General features: G+C 73.7%; 13 protein-coding genes. 6 read left to right on the forward strand and 7 right to left on the reverse strand.

Features of this window, described 5'->3' with window-relative positions:
* Entirely contained in the window at positions 1 to 459 is a 459-nt protein-coding gene (locus LX83_RS33170; RefSeq protein WP_253778719.1) for an effector-associated constant component EACC1, read from the reverse strand.
* Between the two features lie 231 nt (positions 460 to 690).
* Between LX83_RS33170 and lon the strand changes: the two genes are divergently transcribed.
* The 4 genes from lon to LX83_RS33190 all read left to right on the forward strand — a co-directional run bounded on the left by lon (position 691) and on the right by LX83_RS33190 (position 6,432).
* Positions 691 to 3,075, forward strand: coding sequence for an endopeptidase La (gene lon / locus LX83_RS33175; protein ID WP_253778720.1), 2,385 nt, complete (start codon positions 691 to 693; stop codon positions 3,073 to 3,075).
* Between the two features lie 255 nt (positions 3,076 to 3,330).
* Positions 3,331 to 4,296: a tryptophan--tRNA ligase gene (trpS, locus tag LX83_RS33180; protein ID WP_253778722.1), complete on the forward strand. Its 966-nt coding sequence runs from the start codon at positions 3,331 to 3,333 to the stop codon at positions 4,294 to 4,296.
* Between the two features lie 89 nt (positions 4,297 to 4,385).
* Positions 4,386 to 4,922, forward strand: a complete 537-nt coding sequence (locus LX83_RS33185; RefSeq protein WP_253778724.1) for a YbhB/YbcL family Raf kinase inhibitor-like protein — start codon at positions 4,386 to 4,388, stop codon at positions 4,920 to 4,922.
* 136 nt (positions 4,923 to 5,058) lie between these two features.
* Positions 5,059 to 6,432, forward strand: a complete 1,374-nt coding sequence (locus LX83_RS33190) for a mycothione reductase (RefSeq protein WP_253778726.1) — start codon at positions 5,059 to 5,061, stop codon at positions 6,430 to 6,432.
* A 329-nt stretch (positions 6,433 to 6,761) separates the two neighbouring features.
* Here the strand turns inward: LX83_RS33190 and LX83_RS33195 are convergent, their stop codons facing one another.
* The gene (locus LX83_RS33195; protein ID WP_253778728.1) at positions 6,762 to 8,015 is read right to left on the reverse strand and encodes a CynX/NimT family MFS transporter; all 1,254 of its coding nucleotides are present in this window, start codon (positions 8,013 to 8,015) and stop codon (positions 6,762 to 6,764) included.
* 122 nt (positions 8,016 to 8,137) lie between these two features.
* Here LX83_RS33195 and LX83_RS33200 point away from each other — a divergent pair, with 122 nt between their 5' ends.
* On the forward strand, positions 8,138 to 8,830 hold the full coding sequence (locus LX83_RS33200) for a FadR/GntR family transcriptional regulator (RefSeq protein WP_253778730.1): 693 nt from the start codon (positions 8,138 to 8,140) through the stop codon (positions 8,828 to 8,830).
* A 178-nt stretch (positions 8,831 to 9,008) separates the two neighbouring features.
* Complete coding sequence (locus LX83_RS33205) at positions 9,009 to 9,434, forward strand: chorismate mutase (protein ID WP_301329291.1); 426 nt, start codon at positions 9,009 to 9,011, stop codon at positions 9,432 to 9,434.
* 59 nt (positions 9,435 to 9,493) lie between these two features.
* Here the strand turns inward: LX83_RS33205 and LX83_RS33210 are convergent, their stop codons facing one another.
* From LX83_RS33210 to ispG, 5 genes are all read right to left on the reverse strand, one after another.
* Positions 9,494 to 11,053, reverse strand: coding sequence for a cobyric acid synthase (locus LX83_RS33210; RefSeq protein WP_253778732.1), 1,560 nt, complete (start codon positions 11,051 to 11,053; stop codon positions 9,494 to 9,496).
* Positions 11,050 to 11,907 (reverse strand): type I methionyl aminopeptidase, encoded by an 858-nt coding sequence (map, locus tag LX83_RS33215; RefSeq protein WP_253778746.1) that lies wholly within the window; start codon positions 11,905 to 11,907, stop codon positions 11,050 to 11,052. Before map ends, LX83_RS33210 begins: the two co-directional genes overlap by 4 nt.
* Before the next feature lie 123 nt (positions 11,908 to 12,030).
* Complete coding sequence (locus LX83_RS33220; RefSeq protein ID WP_253778749.1) at positions 12,031 to 13,809, reverse strand: penicillin-binding transpeptidase domain-containing protein; 1,779 nt, start codon at positions 13,807 to 13,809, stop codon at positions 12,031 to 12,033.
* A 256-nt stretch (positions 13,810 to 14,065) separates the two neighbouring features.
* Entirely contained in the window at positions 14,066 to 14,920 is an 855-nt protein-coding gene (locus LX83_RS33225; RefSeq protein ID WP_253778752.1) for a GNAT family N-acetyltransferase, read from the reverse strand.
* A 101-nt stretch (positions 14,921 to 15,021) separates the two neighbouring features.
* The coding region (gene ispG, locus LX83_RS33230; protein ID WP_253778755.1) for a flavodoxin-dependent (E)-4-hydroxy-3-methylbut-2-enyl-diphosphate synthase at positions 15,022 to 16,058 on the reverse strand (1,037 nt) is incomplete at its 5' end.

Here is a 16,058-nt window from a genome sequence, read left to right on the forward strand (position 1 = left end):
TCACGTCCCCCCGCCCGCCGGCCGCGCCGCGGCCTGGTCGGGCTCGTCGTCGCCGTCGCCCGCGCCGGGTGCGGCCGGGGTGGCGGCGGCCAGCGCGCCGGAGGTGCTCGCGGCCAGCGCCTCGACCAGCCTGTGCTGGTCCTTGGCGGAGATGCCGTCGAAGGTGACGGTGCGCTCGCCCTCCACCCAGGTCACCGTGCGGGTCTTGGTGCGCTCGATGTAGGCCGTGATCACCTGGGCCACCGCGGCCAGGGTGCCGGCGGAGAACACGCCGGTGATGACCAGCTCGGTGATGCTGCCGGCCGTGCCGGTCTTGGCGTCCTCGGGCGCGGCCTGGTCGGCCCTGGCCACCTTGACCAGGCCCAGCGCCCGCAGGTCCTGGTACAGGCCGGTGGTCAGCTGGTGCAGCCGCGCCGGTCCGGCGTTGTCGGCGGCCAGCCGCAGGATCGCCTCGCGCATTCGTCCCCCTCAGCCCGCGCACACCCTGGGTAGCGGCGCCCTCACGATTGAGCTTCCAGGTATATCAAGAAGGTCTGACGGTCAACGCGGTTCCGCGGTTTCCGGTTCGGTCAAGATCGGCCGGTGCCCCGGCGGGCCGGTCGGGCCGCTCGCTCAGAGCGAACAACTCGGGGAAACAAGACCGCGCTCCACTTCGTTGAGCCGATGTGACTCAACTTGGAGGGTGATCACATGGGCGAGACGCTGGCCCTTCCGGTGCTGCCGCTGGACGACTCCGTGGTGCTGCCGGGCATGGTCGTGCCGGTGCGGCTGTCCGACTCGGACAACGCCGCCGAGGCGCGGGCCGCGGTCGACGCGGCCACCGCCGCCACCAGCCAGGGCGAGGCACCTCAGCTGCTGCTGGTGCCGAGGCTGGACGGCAAGTACGCGAAAGTCGGCACCCTCGCGGTGATCGAACAGGTCGGCCGGCTCACCGGCGGCCAGCGCGCGGCCGTGCTGCGCGGCACCGCGCGGGTGCGCATCGGCGCCGGCACCACCGGCCCGGGCGCCGCCCTGTGGGTGCACGCCGACCTGGCCGAGGAGCCGCCGGTCGACGACCGCACCAGGGAACTGGCCAGGGAGTACCGCGCCCTGGTCACCACGATCCTGCAGCAGCGCGGGTCCTGGCAGGTGGTGGACTCGGTGCAGCAGGTGGACGACCCGTCCGCCCTGGCCGACCTGGCCGGCTACGCCCCCTACCTGTCCGACGAGCAGAAGGTGTGGCTGCTGGAGACCGCCGACGTGGCCGAGCGGCTGACCAGGCTGCTCGACTGGGGACGCGCCTACCTGGCCGAACTGGACGTGGCCGAGACGATCCGCAAGGACGTCAAGGAGGGCATGGAGCGCCAGCAGCGGGAGTTCCTGCTGCGCCAGCAGTTGGCTGCGATCCGCAAGGAGCTGGCCGAGCTGGACGGCAAGCCCGCCTCCGAGCAGGACGACTACCGGGCCCGGGTGGAGGCCGCCGACCTGCCGGAGAAGGTGCGCACGGCCGCGCTGGCCGAGGTCGACAAGCTGGAGCGCACCGCCGAGTCCTCCCCCGAGGTCGGCTGGACCCGCACCTGGCTGGACACGGTGCTGGGGCTGCCGTGGAACGAGCGCACCGAGGACACCTACGACATCGCCGGCGCCCGCGCCGTGCTGGACGCCGACCACGCCGGCCTGGACGACGTCAAGGAGCGGATCATCGAGTACCTGGCGGTGCGCAAGCGCCGCGCCGACCGGGGCCTGGGTGTGGTGGGCGGGCGGCGCAGCGGCGCGGTGCTCGCCCTGGCCGGCCCGCCCGGGGTGGGCAAGACCTCGCTGGGCGAGTCGGTGGCCAGGGCGATGGGCCGCAAGTTCGTCCGGGTGGCCCTGGGCGGGGTGCGTGACGAGGCCGAGATCCGCGGCCACCGGCGCACCTACGTGGGCGCGCTGCCCGGCCGGATCGTGCGCGCCATCGCCGAGGCCGGCTCGATGAACCCGGTGGTGCTGCTCGACGAGGTGGACAAGCTCGGCTCGGACTACCGGGGCGACCCGACCGCGGCCCTGCTGGAGGTGCTCGACCCGGCGCAGAACCACACCTTCCGGGACCACTACCTGGAGGTGGAGCTGGACCTGTCCGACGTGGTGTTCCTGGCCACCGCCAACGTGCTGGAGGCCATTCCCGCGCCGCTGCTGGACCGCATGGAGGTGGTGCGGCTGGACGGCTACACCGAGGACGAGAAGGTCACCATCGCCCGCGACCACCTGCTGCCCCGCCAGTTGGAGCGGACCGGCCTGACCGAGCAGGACGTGCGCGTCGACGAGCCGGCGCTGCGCCGGCTGGCCGGCGAGTACACCCGCGAGGCCGGTGTGCGCGAGCTGGAGCGGTCCATCGGCCGGGTGCTGCGCAAGGTGACCGCCCGGCTGGCCACGGACGCGGCCAGCGTGCCGGTGTCGGTCGGCGCCGACGAGCTGACCGACTACCTCGGCCAGCCCCGGCACACCCCGGAGTCGGCCGAGCGCACCGCGGTGCCCGGGGTGGCCACCGGTCTGGCGGTCACCGGGGTGGGCGGCGAGGTGCTGTTCGTGGAGGCGTCGCTGGCTGCCGCCGGCACCGGCGCCAGCGGGGTCACCCTCACCGGTCAGCTGGGCGAGGTGATGAAGGAGTCCGCCCAGATCGCCCTGTCCTACCTGCGCTCGCACGGCGACCAGCTCGGCCTGGACGTGGGTGAGCTGGCCGAACGCGGGGTGCACGTGCACGTGCCGGCCGGCGCGGTGCCCAAGGACGGGCCGAGCGCGGGCGTGACCATGACCACGGCGCTGGCCTCGCTGCTGTCCGGCCGGCTGGTGCGCGCGGACGTGGCCATGACCGGTGAGGTGTCGCTGACCGGGCGGGTGCTGCCGATCGGCGGGGTCAAGCAGAAGCTGCTGGCCGCGCACCGGGCGGGCATCACCACGGTGCTGCTACCGCGGCGCAACGAGCCCGACCTGGCCGAGGTGCCGGAGACCGTGCGGGACGCGCTCACCGTGCACCTGGTCGGTGACGTGCGCGAGGTGCTGGAGCTGGCCCTGCAGCCGGCCGAGGGCCAGCAGCGGGTCACCCCGGCCGCGGCCTGACCCCGCCCGGTCCGCTCGGGGGCGCACCGCCCGCTGTCCGCTGGCGACGGCGCGGTGGCCGCGTGTCCGGTTGCGGCGGCGCACGGCCGCCGTCTGCTACCGTCGACCACGTGCGCAGTACGTTCTCCGCTTGGTGGGCCGCTTTCCGGCGGCCCTGAGACTGCGCTGCACAGCAACCACGACAGGCCGCCCCACGGGCGGCCTGTCGCGTTGTGCGGGGGTGGCCGCGTGGGGCCCGACCGCGAGGGAACCGCGATGATCCGACTCTCCGGAATCACCCCGTCCGCCGAGATGCACCTGGGCAACTACCTGGGCGCGGTGCGCCGGTGGGCCAGCGAGTCCGGGCCGGACGACCTGTACTTCGTCAGCGACCTGCACGCCATGACGCTCCCGCACGACCCGACCCGGCTGCGCGAGCTGACCAACCACCAGCTGGCCGTGCTGGTCGCGGCCGGGGTGCCGGCCGAGTCGCTGTTCGTGCAGTCCGACGTGCTGCGCGAGCACGGCGGGCTGACCTGGCTGCTGGAGTGCACCTGCACGTTCGGCGAGGCGCGGCGGATGATCCAGTTCAAGGAGAAGTCGGCCGGCCGGGACTCGGTGCGCCTGAGCCTGCTCACCTACCCCGTGCTGATGGCCGCGGACATCCTGCTGCACGGTGCCCACCAGGTGCCGGTGGGCGAGGACCAGGGCCAGCACGTGGAGCTGGCCAGGACCCTGGCCAGGCGGTTCAACAGCAGCTACGGCGAGGCGTTCGTGGTGCCCGAGGCGGTGCTGCCCACGGCGGCCGCGCGGGTGCGGGACCTGACCGATCCCAGCAGGAAGATGTCCAAGTCCGCGGCCAACCCGGGCGGGGTGGTGTTCGTGCTGGACGACCCGGACGTGGTGCGGCGCAAGATCCGCCGGGCGGTCACCGACGCGCTGGGCGTGGTCCGGCACGCGCCCGACGAGCAGCCCGGCGTGGCCAACCTGCTGGAGATCCAGGCCGCCTGCGTCGACAGCACGCCGGAGCGGGTGGCCGAGGGCATCACCTCCTACCGACAGCTCAAGGAGAGCACGGCCGAGGCCGTGGTGGAGCGGCTGCGGCCGGTGCGGGCGCGGGCGCTGGAGCTGCTGGCCGACCTGGGCGAGCTGGGCCGGGTGCGGGCGGCCGGCGCGGAGCGGGCCAGGCGGCGCTCGGGCGCCCGACTGGACCTGGCCGCCCGGCTGGCCGGTGTCGGCTGACCCGCTGGGGCACGGCGGGACGGTCTGAGCCGCCGCGACTACGGTGGGAGCCGCGACCGAAGATCACGCGACGACTCTGTGGAGGATCGATGAGCCTGGACCGTCCCGTCGCCCCGGACCCCTACGGCCTGCTGCCCCAGGTCCCCTCGTTCACGGTCACCTCGACCGACGTGCGCGACGGGGAGCAGCTGCCCAGGGCCCAGGTCTTCACCGACGCCGGTGGCGAGAACGTCTCGCCCCAGCTGAGCTGGACGGGATTCCCGGAGGGCACCAAGAGCTTCGTGGTGACCTGCTTCGACCCGGACGCGCCCACCCCGTCCGGGTTCTGGCACTGGGTGGCGGTGGACATCCCGGCGTCGGTCACCGAGCTGGCCACCAACGCGGGCGTCGGTGACGACGGCCTGCCCGGGGGCGCGTTCCACGTGCGCAACGACTACGGCCTGGCCGCGTTCGGCGGTGCCGCCCCGCCCCAGGGTGACCGGCCGCACCGCTACTACTTCGTGGTGCACGCGGTGGACGTGGCGTCGCTGGGGGTGGACGCCGCTGCCTCGCCGGCCGTGGTCAGCTTCAACCTGGTGTTCCACACCCTGGCCAGGGCGGTCATCACGCCCGTCTACTCGCACTGAACCCGGTTCGGCCCGGGACGCCTTTCCGGGCCCCGGCGGGAATTCCGGTCGCCGCCGGGTCGTTGCACGGCACGGAATCCGGTTCGCGGCCGGTGGCCGGGGTCCGGCAGGCACTCGACGACAGCAGGGATGGACCGTGCGGCACTTCGACCTGGTCATCATCGGTACCGGTTCGGGCAACTCGCTCCCGGACGAGCGGTTCGCCGACTGGGACATCGCGATCGTCGAGAAGGGCGTGTTCGGCGGCACCTGCCTGAACGTGGGCTGCATCCCCACCAAGATGTTCGTGCACACCGCCGACGTGGCCAGCGCCGTGCCCGACGGCGCGCGGCTGGGGGTGGACGCCCAGCTGACCGGGGTGCGCTGGACCGACGTGCGGGACCGGATCTTCGGCCGGATCGACCCGATCGCCGAGGGCGGGCGGCGCTACCGCGTCGAGGACAACCCCAACGTCACGGTGTACGCGGGCCAGGCCCGGTTCGTCGGCCCCAAGACCCTGGACACCGGCACCGGCGAGGTGATCACCGCGGACCGGTTCGTGCTGGCGGCCGGCGGCCGGCCGGTCGTGCCGGACGTGGTGGACCTGGCCCAGGTGGGCTACCACACCAGCGACACGATCATGCGGCTGGACGAGCTGCCCCGGCGGATGGTGATCCTGGGCAGTGGTTTCGTGGCCGCCGAGTTCGCGCACGTGTTCTCCTCGTTCGGCGTCGAGGTCACCGTGGTGGCCCGGTCGGACCGGCTGCTGCGCGCCGAGGACACCGACATCTCGACCCGGTTCACCGAGCTGGCCCAGCAGCGGTGGGACGTGCGGCTGCGCCGCAAGGCGGTGCGCGCCGAGCGGGTGGGCGGGCTGACCAGGCTGCACCTGGAGGGCCCTGACGGCGCCGAGGTGGCCGAGGGCGAGGTGCTGCTGGTCGCGGTGGGCCGCCGCCCCAACTCCGACCTGCTGGACGTGGCCGCCACCGGGGTCACCACCCACCCGGACGGCCGGGTGGTGGTGGACGCGCACCAGAGCACGGTGGTGGACGGCATCTGGGCGCTGGGTGACATCAGCTCGCCGTACCAGCTCAAGCACGTGGCCAACCACGAGGCACGGGTGGTCCAGCACAACCTGCTGCACCCGGAGGCGCCGGTGGCCGTGGACCACCGGTTCGTGCCCGCGGCGGTGTTCTCCCACCCGCAGGTCGCCTCGGTGGGCCTGACCGAGCAGCAGGCCGTCGACCAGGGCGTCCGGTACGTCACCGCCACCCAGGACTTCGCGGGCGTCGCCTACGGCTGGGCGCTGGAGGACACGGCCAGCTTCGTCAAGCTGCTCGCCGACCCGGCCACCGGCCACCTGCTGGGCGCGCACATCATCGGCCCGCAGGCGTCCACCCTGATCCAGCCGCTGATCCAGGCGATGAGCTTCGGGCTGGACGCGCGCAGCATGGCCCGCGGCCAGTACTGGATCCACCCGGGCCTGCCGGAGGCCGTGGAGAACGCCCTGCTCAACCTGCCCCTGGACTGAGGCCTCCGACCCCGTCGGGCCGGCCGGTCAGCACGCACCCGGCCCGACGGCGGCAGCCGCCCGCGCGGGGTGGTTTCACCAGGTCAGGCGCAGTCCCCCGCCCTCCCAGGGGGGCGTGCCCCGCACCAGCCTATCCACCCCCCACCGCCCGGGACAGCCCAACAGCGGCGCCTGTGGACAACTCGGTGCCCTGTGGACAACTCGGTACTCGTGGACACGTCGCCGCCGGTGTCCGTGGACACGTCGATGCCCGTGGACACGTCGCCGCCGGTGTCCGCCCTCACTCGGGGCCGACACCGGCGGGACCTCGCGCGGACCGGGCCGCCCGGTCAGATCTGGCGGGGTCGACCGGCCACCACGCCCAGCCCGACCAGCACCACCACCAGGGCCAGCAGGCCGACCAGCGAGGTGGTCCAGCCGCCGGTGACGTCGTGCACGATGCCGAACAGCAGCGGGCCGACCGCGCCGATCAGGTAACCGATGCTCTGGGTCATGGCGGACAGCTGCGCGGTGTCGGCGGAGTTGCGGGTGCGCAGCGAGATCATGGTCAGCGCCAGCGGGAACATGCCCATGCCGATCCCGAGCAGCACGATCCACAGCGCGGGCAGCCAGGTGGGCGCCACGGTCAGGCCGACCAGCCCGGCCACGGTCAGCGCCCCCAGCAGCAGCACCAGCCAGGACTGGCCGGGACGGCGCGTGGCCAGCAGCGGCACCACCAGGCTCACCGGCACGCCCAGCACCATGGTGACGGCCAGCAGCAGTCCGGCGGTGGTCCGGTCCACGCCGGAGTCCTGCAGCAGCTGCGGCAGCCAACCCATGACCACGTAGGCCAGCAGCGACTGCAGCCCGAAGAACACGGTCATCACCCAGGCCAGCGGCACCCGCAGCAGGGACCGCCGGGCCGCCGCCGGAGTACCGTCGGCCACCTGGGTCGGCGCGCCGTGCCTGGCACCGACCAGCCACATCACCAGGGCGAGCACGGCCAGCAGGCTCCAGCCGCCCACGGAGATCCGCCAGTTCCCGCTGGCCGTCTCCAGCGGCGGGGTCAGGGCCGCGCCCAGGGTGCCGCCGGCGGCCAGCGCCGCGGTGTAGACGCCGGTGACCAGCCCGACGCGCCGGCCGAAGGAGTCCTTGACCACCACCGGGATGAGCACGTTGCTCACGGCGATGCCGGCGCACGCCACGAACGTGCCGACGAGCAGGCCAGCGATGCCGTCGGCCACCCTGACCAGCAGGCCGGCGGTGACCAGCACCAGCGACAGGGCCACCGCCCTGGCCATGCCCAGCCGGCGGCCCAGCCAGGGCGCGGCGAACGCGGCCAGCCCGAAGCACAGCGTGGGCACGGCGGTGACCACGCTCATCCAGGCGTTCGACGCCCCCAGTGCGGTGCGCACATCGCCCAGCACCGAGGACAGGCTGGTCACCGCCGGGCGGAGGTTGGCCGCGGTGAGCGCGACACCGACGGCGAGCAGTGGAGTGCCGAGCAGGGCGACGTGCCGGCGGGTGAACACCGGCTCGGCCGCGCCGGTGTTGGGCAGCGCCTCGGCGGCGGCCGGGTCGGCGGTGCACACGCCCATGGCCATTCCGGGATGATTCGGGAGAATCGGGTCAGGCGAGGCTGGCTGGTGGGAGTAGTGCGAGCGGTCCTGGATGGTCACCCACACAGTGTCGCAAACATAGGATGTCCGGATGAAAGGATGTTGCCGTGCCGTTGGCCACCACCCGACGCACCGGTCTGGTCGACCAGGTGATCGAGCAGATGCGCGCGGCCATCACCAGTGGTGAATGGCCCATGGGCGGGCGCATCCCCACCGAACCCGAACTGGTGTCCGCGCTCGGTGTGGGGCGCAACACCGTGCGCGAGGCCGTGCGCGCCCTGGCCCACGCCGGGCTGCTGGAGGTGCGCCAGGGCGACGGCACGTTCGTCCGGGCCACCAGCGAGCTGTCCGGCGCGCTGCGCCGGCTGTGCGGCACGGAGCTGCGCGAGGTGCTCCAGGTGCGCCGGACCCTGGAGGTCGAGGCCGCCCGGCTGGCCGCCACCGCCCGCACCGACGCGGAACTGACCCAGCTCACCGCGCTGCTCGCGGCGCGCGACGAGGCGCTGGGCGCCCGGGACTGGTCCCGGCTGATCGACACGGACACCGCGTTCCACCAGCTGCTGGTGCGCTGCTCGCACAACCGGCTGCTGGCCGAGCTGTACGACGGGCTGACCGAGACGGTCGCCGCGAGCGTGGCGGCCAGCGTGGACCGGGACGTGCCGCCGGCCGAGCACATCTCGCACACCGGGCTGCTGGACGCGATCCGCGACCGCGACCCGGACCGGGCCGGCGCCGAGGCCGGCGGGTTCCTGGACGAGCTGCTGCAACGCCACGCCGCCCCGGCCGAGCCGGCGGACTGACCCCGGCCGGCGCCCGGTGTTCAGCGGGCCCAGTGCCAGCGGGCAGCGCCAGCGGGCCCAACGCCAGCGCACCCGGGCCGGCGCGCGGCACCACCCGGATCGGCCGGGCGAGTGGCGGCGGTCTCCTCCCGATCCCCATACGATCTGGAGCCGGGAGGACACCACCGAAAGGAAACCCATGGACCTTTCGCCACTTCCCCGACGAGCCGCCCTGGCCGGCCTGACCGGCACCGCCCTGCTGGCGGTGGGCGCGTGCACCCCGACCAGGCAGCACGACACGGCGCTGCCACCGCAGAGCCAGCCAGCCGCACCGGTGCCCAGCGAGGACCCGGCCGGGTTCGTCAAACGGCAGCGGGACCGGATCGACGCACTGGACAACCAGATCATCGCGCTGCTGCGGGAGCGCACCGAGGTGTCCCGGTCCATCCAGCAGGCCAGGGTGGCGACCGGCGGCAGCCAGACCGACACCGGCCGCGAAGCCGTGGTGGCCGACCGCTACCGGGCGGCGTTCGGCGCGCCCGGCGACGAGGTGGCCACCGCCGTGCTGGAGCTGGCCAAGGCGCAGTCGGGCGTCCCGTCGCCCAGCGCCCGGCCCTCCGGCTGAGACCTCCAGCTGGGACCTCCGGCCGAGACCTCCGCTGGGACGTGCGGCTGGGGTGCGGCTCAGTCCGCCGCGCCGTCCAGCGCGGCGGCCACTTCGGGCGGGCCGGCCGGCGGCACCACGGGCAGCCCCGGCGGTGGGCCGGCCGCCAGCAGGCGCAGCACCGCGTCGGTGTCCAGGTGCTCGGCCACCAGGTCGCCGAGCACGTCGAGCTGGGCGGCCCTGGCCGCGGCGAACGACACGTCGCCGGCCGGCCGGAACCCGTCCCGGCCGGCGCGCTCGGCCGCCCAGCGCAGCAGCGCCCGCCGGAACGCGTCGTTCTCCAGCAGCCCGTGCCAGTGCGTGCCCAGCACCGGCCCGGCCACCACGCCCTCGGTGCCGCCGTCGGGCAGCTCGACCAGCCCGGTCGGCTCACCGTCGCGCACCACCGCGCCGTGGTGGATCTCGTAGCCGGTGACCGGCTCGCCCATGGCCCTGCCCGTGGGCCGGCGCAGCGTCTTGACCGGTGCGAACTCCACGTCCACGTCGAGCAGCCCCAGCCCGGCCACCACACCGGCGCCCGACTCCACCGCGTCGCTGATCCGAGCGCCCAGCATCTGGAAACCGCCGCAGATCCCGAGCACGCCCCGGCCGGCCCTGGCGTGCGCGAGCACCGCGTCGGCCAGGCCGGTGCGGCGCAGCCAGGCCAAATCGGCCACGGTGGCCTTGGACCCGGGCAGCACCACCAGGTCGGCGTCGGCCAGCCGGGACGGCTCGGTCACGAACCGCACGGCCACGCCGGGCTCACAGGCCAGCGCCTCCACGTCGGTGGCGTTGGAGATGCGGGGGAACCGCACCACGGCCACGCGCAGCCACTGCTCGCCCACGGGCGCGGCCGGCCGGCCCACCACTCCGTCGGCCACCGCGGCCAGCGAGTCCTCGGCGTCCAGCCACAGCTCCTCGCGCCAGGGCAGCACACCCAGCACCGGCCGGCCGGTCAGCGCCCCCAGCTGGCGCAGCCCGGGTTCGAGCAGCGCGCGATCACCTCGGAACTTGTTCACCACGAACCCGGTCACCAGGGCCTGGTCCGCGGGTGAGAGCAGGGCCAGCGTGCCGAACAGGTGCGCGAGCACCCCGCCCCGGTCGATGTCGCCCACCACCAGCACGGGCAGGCCGGCGGCGCGCGCCAGGCCCATGTTGGCGATGTCCGCGGCGCGCAGGTTGATCTCGGCCGGCGAGCCAGCGCCCTCGCACACCACCACCTCGTACTCGGCGCGCAGCCCGGCCAGCGTGTCCAGCACCGTGTCCAGCAGCAGGGTCTTGCGCGCCGCGTAGGACAGCGCGCTGACCTGCCCCACGGCCCGGCCCAGCAGCACCACCTGGGAGCTGTTGTCCGCGCCCGGCTTGAGCAGCACCGGGTTGAACCGCACGCTGGGGTCCAACCCGCAGGCACGCGCCTGGAACGCCTGGGCCCGGCCGATCTCACCGCCGTCGACGGTGACCACCGAGTTGTTGGACATGTTCTGCGCCTTGAACGGCGCCACCCGCACCCCGCGCCGGGCCAGCCACCGGCACAGCCCGGCCACCAGCGCGCTCTTGCCCGCGTCGGAACTGGTGCCGGCGATGAGCAGGGCGCCGGTCACGGCAGGGTGAGGATTTCCGCGCCGTCCTCGGTCACCACGATGGTGTGCTCGAACTGGGCGGTCCACTTCTTGTCGCGGGTGGTGACGGTCCAGCCGTCGTCCCACATGTCGTAGTCGATGCCGCCCAGGGTGATCATCGGCTCGATGGTGAAGGTCATCCCCGGCTCGATCGGCGTGGTCACGCTGGGCTCGTCGTAGTGCAGGATCACGAGTCCACTGTGGAAGGTGCGGCCGATGCCGTGTCCGGTGAAGTCGCGCACCACGCCGTAGCCGAACCGCTTGGCGTAGGCCTCGATCACCCGGCCGATCACGTTGAGCTGCCGGCCGGGCCGGACCGCGCGGATCGCCCGCATGGTCGCCTCGTGGGTGCGCTCCACCAGCAGCCGCGCCTCCTCGGACACGTCCCCGGCCAGGAAGGTGGCGTTGGTGTCGCCGTGCACGCCACCGATGTAGGCGGTGACGTCGATGTTGACGATGTCGCCGTCCTCGATCACGGTCGAGTCCGGGATGCCGTGGCAGATGACCTCGTTGAGCGAGGTGCAGCAGGACTTGGGGAAGTTGCGGTAGCCCAGGGTGGACGGGTAGGCGCCGTGGTCGCAGAGGAACTCGTGCACCACCGCGTCCACCTCGTCGGTGGTCGCGCCCGGTCGGACCGCCTTGCCGCCCTCCTGCAGTGCCTGGGCGGCGATCCGGCTGGCCACCCGCATGGCCTCGATCACCTCGGGCGGCTGCACCCAGGGGTCGGTGTTCCGCTTCGGCGCGGGCTTGTCCACGTACTCGGGACGCTCGATGGTCGGCGGCACCGGCCGCCGGGGGCTCTGCACACCTGGGGTCAACGCGGAACGTACGGGCATGCCCACACATTACGACGCCCGGGCGCGACGTCGGACAGGCCAGCCAGCGCCGGCACACGGCACAGGCGGCGGCCGGGACGCGGGTGCGCGCAGGCCGACCCGGGCGGGGTCCCCCGGGTCGGCTCAGGGCAGCGCGTGCAGGAACCGGCTGGCCGCCTCGACCGCCGGCCCCGACGTGCCCGAGCCCACCAGCAGCACGGCCACGGCCACGTCACCCCGGTAGCCCACGAACCAGCCGTGCGCGTTGCTGCCGTCACCGAACTGGGCGGTGCCGGTCTTGCCCGCCACATCGGGCAGGTCGGCCAGGATCCGGGCGGTGCCGTCGGTGACCACATCCCGCATCATCTGCCTGACCTGGTCCAGGATGGCCGGCGCGATCGCCTGCGGTCGGGCGCTGACCTGGGTGGTCTGCCCACGCAGCAGGGTCGGGGTGGGCATGGTGCCGGCGGCCACGGTCGCGGCCACCAGGGCCATGCCGAACGGGCTGGCCAGCACCTTGCCCTGACCGAACCCGTCCTCGGCGCGCTCCACCACGTCACCGGCCGGCGGCACCGACCCGGTCACCGTGGTCGCGCCGGTGACCACGAAGTCCACGCCGAGGCCGAGCTTGGCCGCGGCCTCGGTCAGCGCGGTCTCCGGCAGGTTCGCGGCCAGCTGCGCGAAGGTGGTGTTGCAGGACAGCGCGAACGCGGTGCGCAGCGGGATGGTGCCCTTGTCGAACTCGTTGTCGTTGGGGATGCGCCGGTTGGCGATCACCGTGGCGCCCGGACAGGGCTGCGGGCTGTCCCCGGTGGCCAGGCCGGCCTCCAGGGCGGCCACCGTGGTGGCGATCTTGAACGTGGACCCGGGCGGGAACCGGCCGGACAGGGCGAGTGCGCCCTGCTGGTCAGCGGGCGCGTTCTGCGCCACGGCCAGCAGCTCCCCGGTCGACGCCCGCATGGCGACCAGCGCGGCCGGCTGGGTGGCCGGGTCGACGGCGGCCTCGGCCGCGGCCTGCACGGGCTGGCTGAGCGTGGTGGTCAGCGCCTCGGCCGGGCGGGCCGGCTCGGCGTGCAGCTCGTCCACGGTCTCGCCGGTGCCGGTGTTGACGGTGTTGATCTGGAACCCGGCCCGGCCCTCGGTCCGCTGCTCCGCGGTGGCGCGCAGCGCCGGCAGCACCTGCGAGCCGAAGTCCCGGTCCGCGCCCAGCAGCCGCCGCTGGGTGGTGAACCGCACCCCGGGCAGGTCGTAGATGGCCGGTTTGACCTGCTGGTAGTCGGCCTCGCGCAGGCTCACGACCAGGTAGTCCGTGCCGTCGGCGGTGCCCGCGGCACCGGCGCTGATCGACTCCGCGGTGATGCTGGCGTCGAACCGGGCCAGCGCGCCGGCCAGTGCCGCGCTGACCTGGCCCAGATCGCCCGCCTTGGCCCGGTTGAGCAGCACCGACACCACGTTCTCCGCGCTCAGCAGCGGCACGCCGTCGCGGTCCAGCACCGGGGCGATGTCCGGGGTCAGCTCGCGCAGGGCGATGATCTGCGCGTTGCCCAGCCTGGGGTGGACCACGCTGGGTGCCCAGCGCACCTGCCAGCCGCGCTCCCCGGTGCGCAGGCCCACCTCGCCCTGGTAGTTCCAGACCCGGCCGTGGCCCAGGTCCCAGCGGGCGGTGAACGCGCCGGTGGCGGTGGGCTGGTCGCCGTCCTGCTCGCGCACCTCGTCCAGGCTCAGGCTCACCCCGGTCGGGTTGAGCGCGCCGCGCACCTGGTCCAGCACCTTCTTGGCGGCGTCCGGGTCGTCGGTGAGCCGGCTGGCGGCCTCGGTGCCGCCGCTGGCCAGCTGGTTCAGGAAGTCCCGCGCGACCTCCTCCGGGCCCGGACCGGCCCCCAGCCAGGCACACCCGGTCAGCGCCGGGAGCAGCGCCGCCACCACCAGTGCCGTGCCGGAGCGCCGCGTTGGCCCGAACCGCCGTGCCGTGCCAGACCGCCGTGTCGCGCCAGAGCGTCGTGTTGGGGAAACCCGCACCGGCGCAGTATGCCGCGCGCCACGATCGGGGCCTCGGGCAGATATCGGACAACCCGCCCTCGGCCCCGCCACCGCCCGTGACCGCCGCGAAACCGCCCGGTCAAGCTCAGCCTGGTCGGCCCAGGCCGATTCAACTCAGCCCGATTCAGCTCAGCCCTATTCAGAACAGCACGGTGGCGTAGCGGCCCACCTGGCGCAGGCCGACCCGCTGGTAGGCGGCCCTGGCCGGGGCGTTGTAGGAGTTCACGTACAGGCTGGCGGTGCGGTTCATCCCGCGCACCAGTCGGTCCACCACCGCGGCCGTGCCCGAGGTGCCCAGGCCGTGGCCCCGGCGGTCCGGCCGCACCCACACCCCCTGGATCTGCCCGACCTGCGCGGACAGCGCGCCGATCTCGGCCTTGAACACCACGTCGCCGTCCTCGAACCGGGCGAACGCCCGACCGCCGGCGATCAGCTCGGCCACCCGGGCCCGGTAGCTGGCGCCGCCGTCGTCGGCCCTCGGGTCGATGCCGACCTCCTCGATGAACATGGCCACCGCCGCCGGCAGGTAGCGGTCCAGCTCCTCCGGCCGGACCGGGCGCACCAGCGGGTCCGGGGCCAGTTCCGGCGGGTCGGCCATGGCCATCAGCGGCTGGTCGGCCCGCACGTCGCGGGCCGGCCCCCACTCCGGCCGCAGCTCCTCCCACAGGCCCAGCACCTGCTCGGCCGGGCCGACCAGGGAGGAGCAGATCCGGCCCCGGCGCAGCGCCCGTTCGGCGAAGCAGCGCAGGGCCACCCGGTTGCCGCGCAGCGGGATGAGGTTCGGGCCGACGAAGCACAGCCCGTCCAACTTGCCACCGCGCAGCGAACGGTGGCCGCAGGACCAGACCTGGCCGCCCAGCCGCCACGGGTCCAGTCCCGCTGTCTCCACCCGTGCCGCCACCATGCACGCGGCCACCGGGTCCGCGTGCAGCACGCCAAGCACCTCGGGCAGGTCCCGATCGTCGAGCAACCGCGCTCCAGCGAGCCTCAACACGTACTAAGCGTGCCAGAACACCCGGGAAAAGCGCTCGCCGTCGCCCGTTCGTTGGTACGCGGTCGAGGGAGGACCCTCACCATCAGCAGCAGCTGGTGGGGTCAGGAAACGGTCACCACCGGTCCGCCGCCGGTCAGCTCCTCGGCCGTCTCCGGCACGTCCTCGCCCATCTCCTCGGCCAGGCGCATGGCCTCCTCGATGAGGGTCTCCACGATCTGCGCCTCGGGCACGGTCTTGATCACCTTGCCCTTGACGAAGATCTGCCCCTTGCCGTTGCCCGACGCCACGCCCAGGTCGGCCTCGCGCGCCTCACCCGGCCCGTTCACCACACACCCCATCACCGCAACGCGCAGCGGCACCGCCAAGCCCTCCAGACCCGCGGTGACCTGGTCGGCCAGCGTGTAGACGTCGACCTGGGCCCGGCCGCAGGACGGGCAGGACACGATCTCCAGCTTGCGCGGCCGCAGGTTCAGCGACTGCAGGATCTGCGCGCCGACCTTGACCTCCTCCACCGGCGGCGCCGACAGCGACACCCGGATGGTGTCACCGATGCCCTGCCGCAGCAGCGCGCCGAAGGCCACCGCCGACTTGATGGTGCCCTGGAACGCCGGCCCCGCCTCGGTCACCCCCAGGTGCAGCGGGTAGTCGCAGGACTCGGCCAGTAACTCGTAGGCCCGCACCATGACCACCGGGTCGTTGTGCTTGACCGAGATCTTGATGTCGTGGAAGTCGTGCTCGGCGAACAGCGAGGCCTCCCACAGCGCCGACTCCACCAGCGCCTCGGGCGTGGCCTTGCCGTACTTGGCCAGCAGCCGAGGGTCCAGCGAGCCCGCGTTGACCCCGATCCGGATCGGCGTGCCGTGGTCCTTGGCGGCCTGCGCGATCTCCTTGACCTTGTCGTCGAACTTCTTGATGTTGCCCGGGTTCACCCGCACCGCGGCACACCCGGCCTCGATCGCGGCGAACACGTACTTGGGCTGGAAGTGGATGTCGGCGATCACCGGGATCTGCGACTTGCGCGCGATCGCCGGCAGCGCGTCCGCGTCGTCCTGCGACGGGCAGGCCACCCGCACGATGTCACAGCCGGCCGCGGTCAACTCCGCGATCTGCTGCAGCGTGGCGTTGACATCCGCGGTGA

The organism is Goodfellowiella coeruleoviolacea (genome assembly GCF_024171785.1).
Classification (GTDB): Bacteria; Actinomycetota; Actinomycetes; order Mycobacteriales; family Pseudonocardiaceae; genus Goodfellowiella; species Goodfellowiella coeruleoviolacea.

Bases quoted from the DNA above. Each gene is read 5' to 3' on its own strand.
- LX83_RS33170 (WP_253778719.1), bottom strand. From the start codon at position 459: ATGCGCGAGGCGATCCTGCGGCTGGCCGCCGACAACGCCGGACCGGCG.
- lon (WP_253778720.1), top strand. From the start codon at position 691: ATGGGCGAGACGCTGGCCCTTCCGGTGCTGCCGCTGGACGACTCCGTG.
- trpS (WP_253778722.1), top strand. From the start codon at position 3,331: ATGATCCGACTCTCCGGAATCACCCCGTCCGCCGAGATGCACCTGGGC.
- LX83_RS33185 (WP_253778724.1), top strand. From the start codon at position 4,386: ATGAGCCTGGACCGTCCCGTCGCCCCGGACCCCTACGGCCTGCTGCCC.
- LX83_RS33195 (WP_253778728.1), bottom strand. From the start codon at position 8,015: ATGGCCATGGGCGTGTGCACCGCCGACCCGGCCGCCGCCGAGGCGCTG.
- LX83_RS33205 (WP_301329291.1), top strand. From the start codon at position 9,009: ATGGACCTTTCGCCACTTCCCCGACGAGCCGCCCTGGCCGGCCTGACC.
- map (WP_253778746.1), bottom strand. From the start codon at position 11,907: ATGCCCGTACGTTCCGCGTTGACCCCAGGTGTGCAGAGCCCCCGGCGG.